At 51.6% G+C, this 9,097-nt stretch carries 10 protein-coding genes; all 10 read left to right on the forward strand.

Annotation, left to right across the window (positions count from 1 at the left end):
• Positions 1–437: 437 nt before the first annotated feature.
• The 10 genes from INT22_RS17740 (at position 438) to INT22_RS17785 (ending at position 9,024) form a co-directional block, all read left to right on the forward strand.
• The gene (locus tag INT22_RS17740; RefSeq protein ID WP_193059373.1) at positions 438–1,391 is read left to right on the forward strand and encodes an HAD-IIB family hydrolase; all 954 of its coding nucleotides are present in this window, start codon (positions 438–440) and stop codon (positions 1,389–1,391) included.
• Positions 1,388–2,608, forward strand: coding sequence for a glycosyl transferase (locus tag INT22_RS17745; RefSeq protein ID WP_193059374.1), 1,221 nt, complete (start codon positions 1,388–1,390; stop codon positions 2,606–2,608). Before INT22_RS17740 ends, INT22_RS17745 begins: the two co-directional genes overlap by 4 nt.
• A 343-nt stretch (positions 2,609–2,951) precedes the next feature.
• Positions 2,952–3,818, forward strand: a complete 867-nt coding sequence (locus INT22_RS17750) for an MBL fold metallo-hydrolase (RefSeq protein WP_193059375.1) — start codon at positions 2,952–2,954, stop codon at positions 3,816–3,818.
• A gap of 27 nt (positions 3,819–3,845) precedes the next feature.
• A complete protein-coding gene (locus tag INT22_RS17755; protein WP_038486099.1) occupies positions 3,846–4,037 on the forward strand; it encodes a YgaP family membrane protein in 192 nt (63 codons plus the stop codon).
• A gap of 18 nt (positions 4,038–4,055) precedes the next feature.
• Entirely contained in the window at positions 4,056–4,517 is a 462-nt protein-coding gene (locus INT22_RS17760) for a YeeE/YedE family protein (RefSeq protein WP_193059376.1), read from the forward strand.
• Positions 4,518–4,527: 10 nt separating this feature from the next.
• The gene (locus tag INT22_RS17765) at positions 4,528–4,950 is read left to right on the forward strand and encodes a DUF6691 family protein (RefSeq protein WP_038486986.1); all 423 of its coding nucleotides are present in this window, start codon (positions 4,528–4,530) and stop codon (positions 4,948–4,950) included.
• A gap of 195 nt (positions 4,951–5,145) precedes the next feature.
• Positions 5,146–5,847, forward strand: coding sequence for a response regulator (locus INT22_RS17770; protein ID WP_193059377.1), 702 nt, complete (start codon positions 5,146–5,148; stop codon positions 5,845–5,847).
• The gene (locus tag INT22_RS17775; RefSeq protein WP_193059378.1) at positions 5,844–7,190 is read left to right on the forward strand and encodes an ATP-binding protein; all 1,347 of its coding nucleotides are present in this window, start codon (positions 5,844–5,846) and stop codon (positions 7,188–7,190) included. The genes INT22_RS17770 and INT22_RS17775 overlap by 4 nt, the downstream gene beginning before the upstream one ends.
• 86 nt (positions 7,191–7,276) lie before the next feature.
• Positions 7,277–7,972, forward strand: a complete 696-nt coding sequence (locus INT22_RS17780) for a c-type cytochrome (RefSeq protein ID WP_193059379.1) — start codon at positions 7,277–7,279, stop codon at positions 7,970–7,972.
• Entirely contained in the window at positions 7,969–9,024 is a 1,056-nt protein-coding gene (locus tag INT22_RS17785; protein ID WP_193059380.1) for a c-type cytochrome, read from the forward strand. The genes INT22_RS17780 and INT22_RS17785 overlap by 4 nt, the downstream gene beginning before the upstream one ends.
• Positions 9,025–9,097: the final 73 nt, after the last annotated feature.

A 9,097-nucleotide genomic window follows, 5' to 3' on the forward strand; every position in this document is an offset into this window, starting at 1 on the left:
ACTAGCCGCAACCCAGCCACTAGAAGATAACGATACTGTTGAAGGGCGAGCGCGCAACCGTCGCGTTGAGGTGGTTATTCACGTTGACTAGGGAATAGATCAAAAAAACCCGCCGGGGAGGCGGGTATGAAAGGGCTTGTCTCACTGCAGCCCACTGGCATCAGGTGAGGGGTGTACAAGGTTGCCAGTGGGTACAATTTGAGTATAGCTATTTGTGGGCTTTTGCCAAGGGCTTGTCGAATTTTCTTCAATTTATTTGCGCGCTATTTTGGTGCGTCATGATTGCGTTGTTTTGGTGCTTATAAAAAGACAGCTGGTTTTTATGAGCCAATCTTCTGATTATTAACAATAAAATTGTATTGGCATACAAACTGCTTGGTTGCTTATCTAAAAGTGGGCGTGTGTAACGACTTTTAAGATTGCAAAAAGGTGGTGCTATGACCGAACAAAGGCATACTGCGTTGCCCTGTGATGCTCAGTCACCAATAGACCCAGCGCTTCAACCGCGTTTGGTAGTCACCGACTTGGATGGTTCATTACTAGATCACCACAGTTATGATTTCTCACCTGCCAAGCCCTGGCTTGCCCGCCTTAAACAGCTAGGGGTTCCGGTCATTCCGGTTACCAGTAAAACTCGCGCTGAACTCATTCCCCTTCGTGAAGCCCTTGGGCTAACGGCGACCCCCTTTATTGCTGAGAATGGCGCCGTTATTGGTCTGCCGCCTGGTTGGTGTCATGCGCGTTTAGATCGCCCTGGTAATGGCCGGGATGGCGTCGTTATTAAACACACCGGCGTTGATAGTGGCTTCATTAAAGCGCGACTAAACGTTTGGCGTAAGCGCTTGGGCGTTCGGTTTACCCGCATGGGCGACTTAAGTCTTCAGCAGGTAATGGCGTTAACTGGGCTTGATGAAATCCGTGCGAAAGCAGCGCGGCAGCGGGAGGGGAGTGAGCCGCTTATTTGGGAGGATAATGCAGCTGCACTTGAAACGTTCCGAATTGCGCTTGAAGGCGATGGCCTTGAACTCACTCAAGGGGGACGCTTTTGGCATGTGATTGGACGCTTATCTGACAAAGGTGGTGCTGTAGAGTGGCTAATCAAACGATTTACTGCATTACGAGGCAGTCAGCCACTGTCATTGGGCTTGGGCGATGGCCCAAACGATATCACGATGCTGGAAACTGTCGATCAAGCGGTGGTGATTCGAGGTTGCCACGCACTTGACGTTGAGCCGCACAACCGTGCGCTATATCGAACAAACGCGACTGGGCCAACTGGCTGGGCTGAGGGGGTAGCCCACTGGTGGGGGCGAGATGACGGGCGTCTAAAAATGACGCCAGTGAATGACACCGCTGCATCAGATTACAAGTCACGGGAGGCTAGCGTATGAGTGATTTTCATCAAAATGGTGTGATAACCGATTTTCACAACTTAACACGCCGGCCAGTTGAAGCCCTTGAACAAGAGCTTTGCCAGTTTGCCAAACGTCGCCCAATGGGACTAATTTTACCCTCGCTTTTTTCTGAACTGGAAGGGCCTGCGCTGTCGGCGATTGTTGATGAGCTGGTGAAAGTGCCTTATCTCAATGAAATTGTTATTGGTTTAGACAGGGCAGACCGGGATCAGTTTTTATTTGCACGGGAGTTCTTTTCGCGCTTGCCCCAGCACACTCGAATCCTATGGAATGACGGTCCGCGCTTGCGCGCCATCGACCAAGAATTAGAACGTCATGGTTTGGGGGCATTAGAGCCAGGTAAAGGAAGAAACGTATGGTATTGCGCTGGCTATGTGCTTAGTTCAGGTCGCTCCACCACCGTTGGTCTTCACGATTGCGATATTCTTACCTACGACCGTGGCCTCCTAGCACGCCTTATGTATCCCGTCGCGAATCCCCGTTTCAATTACAGTTTTTGTAAAGGCTATTACCCGCGTATTGCCGAAGGAAAGCTCAATGGGCGTGTTTCTCGGTTGATGGTGACGCCGCTGCTACGTGCCTTGAAAACCGTCTGTGGTCCGTTACCCTATTTGGATTATTTAGACAGCTTCCGTTACCCGTTATCCGGTGAATTTGCCATGCGCAGCGATGTGCTTGAGGGCATCCGAATTCCCGCTGACTGGGGATTGGAAATCGGCGTGCTGTCGGAGTTGCAGCGTAACTACTCCCATCGTCAGCTGTGTCAGGTCGATATTGCCGACGCCTATGACCATAAGCATCAGCCCGTTAGTGAAGAGGATGCGACCAGTGGCTTGAACCGAATGAGTCTGGATATCGCAAAAGCGCTGTATCGTAAGCTGGCTACCCAAGGGGTTAGCTTTAGCAGCGAAGATTTCCGGACGCTCAAAGCAACTTACTACCGTTTGGCCTTAGACCTCATTGAAGCCTATGATCACGACGCGACAATGAATGGACTAAGTTTAGATCGTCACTGTGAAGAGCAAGCAGTGGAGCTATTTGCCAGCAATTTACTAGAAGCCGGCAATCTGTTTTTAGATAACCCCCGCGAACGTCCCTTTATTCCCAGTTGGAACCGTGTGCAAGCGGCTATGCCTGACGTGCTAGCACGTATGCATGAAGCGGTAGAGCTTGATAACCAGGGTAAGGTTTAACGCTCGATGCTTGTTTGTTTCTATAAATTTTTAAGCTTATCAGTTCTTTAAGTTTATCAGTGCTTTGAGTTTATCGGGCCTTTAAACGTATCAAGTCTCAAAGTATATAAGGCTTTAAGTCGGTAGAAGCGGGTGAATTTCGCTTAACCGACCATGTCATTCTCATCACAGCACCTCGTTGGCAGCGAGGTGCTTTTTTGTTTTGCGGCTATTGGCCGACGAGCAATATTGATCATGCTCAAGAAACCGTTTTAAATTCCAAATAAGTATAAACATATAACATTTTATGGTCTATGATGGTTGCATAGCAACATCATTACTTGCCATTAGCGGGAGGCACAGAATGCAACACCCGATTGTTACTCACTTCTTTGATGAGCCCACTAACACCTTTAGTTATGTGGTGCAGGACCCAGAGAGTAATGCCTGCGCTATTCTAGATTCGGTACTCGATTTCGATTATGCCGCGGGGCATACGGATGTACGTTCTGCGGATGAAATTATTGAATTTATTCGCGGTAACCGCCTTGAAGTGACATGGATTTTAGAAACCCATGTGCATGCTGATCACCTCTCAGCGGCACCCTATTTGCACCAAACGTTAGGTGGAAAAACCGGGATTGGCGCACACATTGTCGACGTACAGGAAATTTTTGGTAAAGCATTCAATGCAGGGACTGAGTTTGCTCGGGACGGTAGCCAATTTGATGCCCTGTTTAATGAAGGCGATACGTTCACCATTGGCAGTCTTCAAGCGCGCGTGCTTCATACGCCAGGCCATACGCCTGCCTGCCTTACTTATGTGATAGGCGACGCGGCCTTCGTTGGCGACACACTGTTTATGCCAGATTACGGCACCGCACGCTGTGACTTCCCCGGTGGCGATGCGCGTACGCTGTACCGCTCTATCCAAAAGGTTTTGGCATTGCCGACGCAAACACGACTGTTTTTATGCCATGACTATAAAGCACCTGGCCGAGACGTTTATCAGCATGAAACTAGTGTTGCAGAGCAGCGTGACGCGAACGTCCATGTACATGAAGGCATTTCAGAAGATGAGTTCGTGAAAATGCGCACGGAGCGTGATGCCACGCTAGGCATGCCTAAGCTCATTATTCCCTCTGTACAGGTCAACATGCGCGCGGGTGAGATGCCGCCTGCCGACGACAATGGCGTTGTCTATCTAAAAGTCCCTATCAACCGCTTTTAACTGATATTGATTATCGAGGAGCAGAAAATGAAAGCAAACGTCGGCGGTATAGACAAAGTGGCACGAATCGTTGTTGGTCTTATTCTGATCATACTGGCGCTTACCGGCACCATTGGCGCATGGGGATGGATTGGCGTCGTACCACTCGCCACTGGGCTGTTTAATTTTTGCCCATTGTATCCTCTGCTGGGCATCTCAACCTGTAAAAACAAGCATTAACACAGCAAGGAGACACCTGTGGACTGGATAGCAAGCCTGCAAGGGCTCGTTGGTGGTGTATTGATAGGCTTATCCGCTGTGTGGTTGATGGGAGCCTTGGGACGCATCGCCGGTATTAGCGGCATTATTGGGAACTTAATAACCCAGCGACCTAAAGGCGACAGCGCTTGGCGCATAGCCTTTTTGTTCGGGCTGGTGAGTGGCCCGTTATTGGTCATGGCAATGGGAGGCGGGCTAGGCAACGTTGCCGATGCTCCCGGTGCGGTGATCGGTGCGCCAGCTGGCGGTGTGCCGCTAATGTTGATAGCCGGTCTGTTAGTCGGGTTAGGCACTGGGCTTGGCAGCGGCTGTACCAGCGGCCATGGCGTTTGCGGTTTGGCGCGCTTATCCCCCCGCTCTATGGCCGCCACTGGGGTGTTTCTAATCACAGCGGTGGCCACGGTCTATGTGATGCGTCATATGATTGGAGGTGGTGTATGAGGCGCGTGATATGAATAGTGCAACAGTAAAAACCGCTGCTGGCTATATCGCTGGTTTGCTATTCGGGCTTGGGTTAGCTATCTCGGGTATGACTGATCCTGCCCGTGTACTTGGCTTCCTTGATGTAGCCGGCGCTTGGGATCCAACGCTGATGTTCGTGCTAGGCAGTGCGGTAGGCACAACGTTTGTGGGCTATCGGTTGGTATTTGCACGTGGCGAGCCGCTGTTTAGCGCTAATTTTCAGCTTCCAACTAAGCAAGCGTTAGACGGCAAGCTGCTGGGTGGTGCAGCGCTATTTGGCATTGGATGGGGGCTTTCTGGCTACTGTCCTGGCCCTGCCATCGCTTCCATCGGTGGGATCTCATTGCCGTTATTGGCGTTGTTGGCCGCGATGGTGGCAGGCTGGTTTATCGCAAAACGTATTAGCCAGTAGCGTGAATGTATAAACAACTGCTATCGCCCTTGTCTCCCTAGGCAAGGGCGTTTTTGTAGCAGGTTTTTGTGAATGAGCTTTGGTAAATGAGCTTTGGTAAATGAGTTTTTGTAATCAGTTTATGGCACAGCTCGCTAGCTTAATGCTGGGTTAACGTGCATTTGCCATGCTAGTAGTAATAAAAGGAAAACCGCCATGCACGTCTTACTCATTGAAGATGATCCACTTGTTGCATCAGGAATACGCTCCGGCTTAATGATGTACGACTTTGTCGTCGATCATGTGTCCACGATTCAAGCAGCGGGACAAATCATGCAGTCAGTGGTAAGTGACGTTGTGATACTTGATCGCGGTCTTCCCGATGGCGACGGCTTGCAACTGCTGCAATCGTGGCGTGACCAAGGTAACGCTACCCCAGTGTTAATGCTAACAGCGCGGGATGCGGTACGAGACCGTGTTGACGGCCTGCAGTGCGGAGCCGACGACTATCTGGTGAAACCCTTTGACCTTGACGAGTTAGTGGCCCGTCTTCATGCACTGCTTCGGCGAGTATCAGGCCGTAGCCAGGGTATGACGATACATGGGGCGTTAACACTGGATCCCAAGGCGCGTGAAGTGAAAGTTTCTGGCCAGTTGGTAATGCTATCGCGCCGAGAACTGGTGCTTTTAGAGGCTTTTCTGCACTCGCCGCGCAGCGTGCTTTCTGCCGACCAGCTAAAAGATAGCCTCTATGGTTTGAGTGACGATGTAGAGAGCAATGCACTGAATGTGCATATCCACCATCTACGTCGAAAACTAGGCAGTGGCATCATTGAGACGGTTCGCGGGTTGGGATATCGGTTAGGCAAGCCTGAGGCTGTCCACATGCCAGGCACGCCTCATAAGGGGCAGCAATGAGTTTACGAGCCCGCCTATTGCTTACCCTGGGGGTGACGTTGGCATTGCTATGGGGTGTTGCTGCGGCTTGGTTGCTCAATGATTTAGAAAAAAAATTCGTAGAAACACTGGATCAGCGCCTTGCTCAGTCGGCACGCATGGTCGCCGGGCTCGTGCTTCAACTGCCTGAAGATGTCTGGGAACAGAGCCAAGCTCGCGCTTTGTCTATCCCACCCATCGAGGGGTTGGCCTGCCAGGTGCACTCCCCGCGTGGCGATATCATTGCCCGTACTCATGCCAACATGGAAACCATACTGGCACCGGGTGAGCGTGGTCATACTTACCGGCAGGAAGGCGATACTACCTGGCGTGTCTTTACCTATGAACGTGGCAATCTGGTCATTACTACCGCCGACCGGATGGATGAGCGGGACATATTGCTTAGCGATGTGTTTCGCGTCGCTGTCGTGCCGTTTGTGGTGGCATTAACGGGCAGTTTAATTGCGCTCTGGGTGGTTGTTTGGCTTGGTTTTGCGCCGCTAACAAGGTTGCGCGCGTCGCTTGCCAGTCGTCATCCGGAAGCGCTGGCACCCGTATCTACCTATGGTGTGCCGAAAGAGATTAAACCGTTGATTGAGACGCTCAATGGGTTACTCGTAAGAATCCAACAAACCATTGTCCGTGAACAGCGTTTTACCAACGATGCCGCTCATGAGTTACGCACTCCCTTAACTGCGATTAAAACCCATCTTCAAGTAGCGCAGCGAGCCGACGGCGAAACGGCGAAAGAATCACTCAGATACGCAGAGGCGGGGGTGGTTCGACTAGCGCATACGCTAGACCAGTTACTGACGTTAGCAAGAGTTGAAGGGCGCATGCGCTTTGATGATGGCGAGCTAAGTCAGGTAGGTGAGATTGTTGATGTTGCGATCGCCGATAGCATGGCAACTGCAGAGCAGTGCCAGCTTCCCTCTCAATTACCCCAAGTGTGCGTTGCCATGCCTAGAGAGCTGGCAATAACCGCACTACGTAATTTACTGGATAACGCACTGCACCATGGGGCGAGTGAGCAGCCTGTCGCGCTAAGCGTGCAGTGTACCCCTGATCAGCGTCACGTAACGTTCACAGTGCATGACCAGGGTAGCGGCGTCGATGACGCTACACTAAAGCAGTTAACTCAGCGTTTCTGGCGCGTGAGCAAGCAGCAAGGTAGCGGTTTGGGCTTAGCGATTGTGGCGGCAATTGTTGAGCGTTTTGGGGGCTGGGTAAATTTTGAAAATGTCCAGGCCGGCGGGTTTAGCGCCCATTTAACCATTCCTACGGTAGGGGATGAGCAACGAGAAAGACCTGAGGCTATTCGATAGCTCTCGCTGCATCATCGCAGTAAATGGGCTACGACTAGTAAATAACGGGCAGGTAAGTAAATAACGAACAGTAGTCAGGGGGATATATGAATAAAAAACAATGGAGCAAGTTCAGCTTGTTGATGGGAGCTGGTCTTATAGGGGCCAGCACTCTCGCAGGCACGGCCTTTGCTGAAGCAGGCGATGCCGAGCGTGGCCAGGCCGCCGCGGCAACCTGTACAGCGTGTCATCAAGCTAACGGCAGTGGGATGAACATACCTGGAGGCGAATCGTGGCCGCGTTTGGCTGGGCTTAATGCCGATTATATCGTTAAGCAGCTACACGATTTTAAAGAGGGACGTCGCCAAAACGCCACCATGATGCCCTTTGCTAATATGCTTAATGACCAGCAAATAGTGGACGTTGCCGCCTATTATAGCGAAATGCCTATCACCCCTGGCCAAGGTGGCGATGACGTGGACGAGGCGCTATTAGCCCGTGGCGAACAGTTGGCTGAGCGCGGAGATTGGGATGCCTACATTGTGTCATGCAAGAGCTGTCATGGCCCGGGTGGCACTGGCGTTGGGGAAACGTTCCCTGGTATTGCAAGCCAGCACGCAGGTTATATAAGCAACCAGTTGCATGCTTGGCAAAATGATCAGCGCAGTAATGATCCCCAAAATTTGATGAGGGCTATTGCTAAGCGTATGAGCGATGAGGATATCCAGGCGGTGTCAGCATGGTATGCCGGCCAGGACGTTAGCGCCCAAACCGGCAGTGAAGAAGAGGAGGTAGCGCAATGATTATGCATAAGAAACGTCTCGTACTAGCACTAACAGGCTGTTCATTAGCTACCGGACTAGCCGTCAGCGCTTTTGCTGACAATGCTGCCGATCCCTCTAACGAAGCGCCCTATCAGCAGTTAGTGGAACTTGGTTTTCCTGCACCGCAAGAGGGCGAGCTAGTTCATGTTCCACCGACCATGGCAGACCTGGAAGACGCTGATATCCATCCAGAGCTAAAAAAGGTCATTCGATATGGCTATGACCTATTTACCAACACGCAGCAACTACGTGGTGAAAACGTTTTCAATGACATGAACTGCTCAAGCTGCCACTTAGGCGAAGGGCGTCAGCCGTTTAGTGCACCGGTCTGGGCAGCGGCGGTCACGCTTCCTGACTTCAGGGGGAAAAATCAGCACGTTAACAATCTTGAAGAGCGCATTGCTGGCTGCTTTGCTTACTCGATGAATGGAACGCCGCCTGCCTATGGCAGTGATGAGATGCTCGCACTCAGCGCTTACCACCAATGGCTGGCTACCGGTGCGCCAATGTACCCCAGTCAGCCTATTTATGGCCGCGGTTTTCCTGCGCCAGACGAGCCAGATGAATCCCCCGATTACGCCCGTGGTGAAGCGGCGTACCAAGAAAACTGCGCTATTTGTCATCAAGACAACGGCGCTGGGCACTATGAGAATGGCGAGTATGTGTTTCCCGCCCCTTGGGGGGATGGCTCTAATAACTGGGGCGCAGGCATTGTCAGAGTCGATACCGCCGCAGGGTTTATTTACAACAATATGCCGCTAGGACAGCCGCGCTCGTTAAGTGACCAGGATGCCTGGGACATTGCCTATTACATGAGTAGCCAAGAGCGACCGCAAGATCCCCGTTACACGGGTGACGTTGCTGAGACACTAGAGCGCTTCGGCCCTACTTTCCATAAACGTTCGCTTTATGGGCAAGCCCGTGAGCATGATGGCCATGTGCTTGGCGACCATGCGAATTTTGGCGAAAAAGGCGATATCCAGCCATGGAACGTCGGTATGCCGCGTTTTGAAAACCTGACAGACGAGTAACTAGCTGAGGAGCAGCGATAGAAGCATCGCAACCAACGCGTCAGGAAAAAATTACTAGCCCGTGGTGGCCGAG

This window comes from Halomonas sp. 3D7M, from assembly GCF_014897885.1.
Lineage (GTDB): Bacteria > Pseudomonadota > Gammaproteobacteria > Pseudomonadales > Halomonadaceae > Vreelandella.

Coding starts and splice junctions, on each gene's coding strand:
- INT22_RS17750 (WP_193059375.1), top strand. CDS start 2,952: ATGCAACACCCGATTGTTACTCACTTCTTTGATGAGCCCACTAACACC.
- INT22_RS17780 (WP_193059379.1), top strand. CDS start 7,277: ATGAATAAAAAACAATGGAGCAAGTTCAGCTTGTTGATGGGAGCTGGT.
- INT22_RS17740 (WP_193059373.1), top strand. CDS start 438: ATGACCGAACAAAGGCATACTGCGTTGCCCTGTGATGCTCAGTCACCA.
- INT22_RS17765 (WP_038486986.1), top strand. CDS start 4,528: ATGAATAGTGCAACAGTAAAAACCGCTGCTGGCTATATCGCTGGTTTG.
- INT22_RS17755 (WP_038486099.1), top strand. CDS start 3,846: ATGAAAGCAAACGTCGGCGGTATAGACAAAGTGGCACGAATCGTTGTT.
- INT22_RS17770 (WP_193059377.1), top strand. CDS start 5,146: ATGCACGTCTTACTCATTGAAGATGATCCACTTGTTGCATCAGGAATA.
- INT22_RS17775 (WP_193059378.1), top strand. CDS start 5,844: ATGAGTTTACGAGCCCGCCTATTGCTTACCCTGGGGGTGACGTTGGCA.
- INT22_RS17785 (WP_193059380.1), top strand. CDS start 7,969: ATGATTATGCATAAGAAACGTCTCGTACTAGCACTAACAGGCTGTTCA.
- INT22_RS17745 (WP_193059374.1), top strand. CDS start 1,388: ATGAGTGATTTTCATCAAAATGGTGTGATAACCGATTTTCACAACTTA.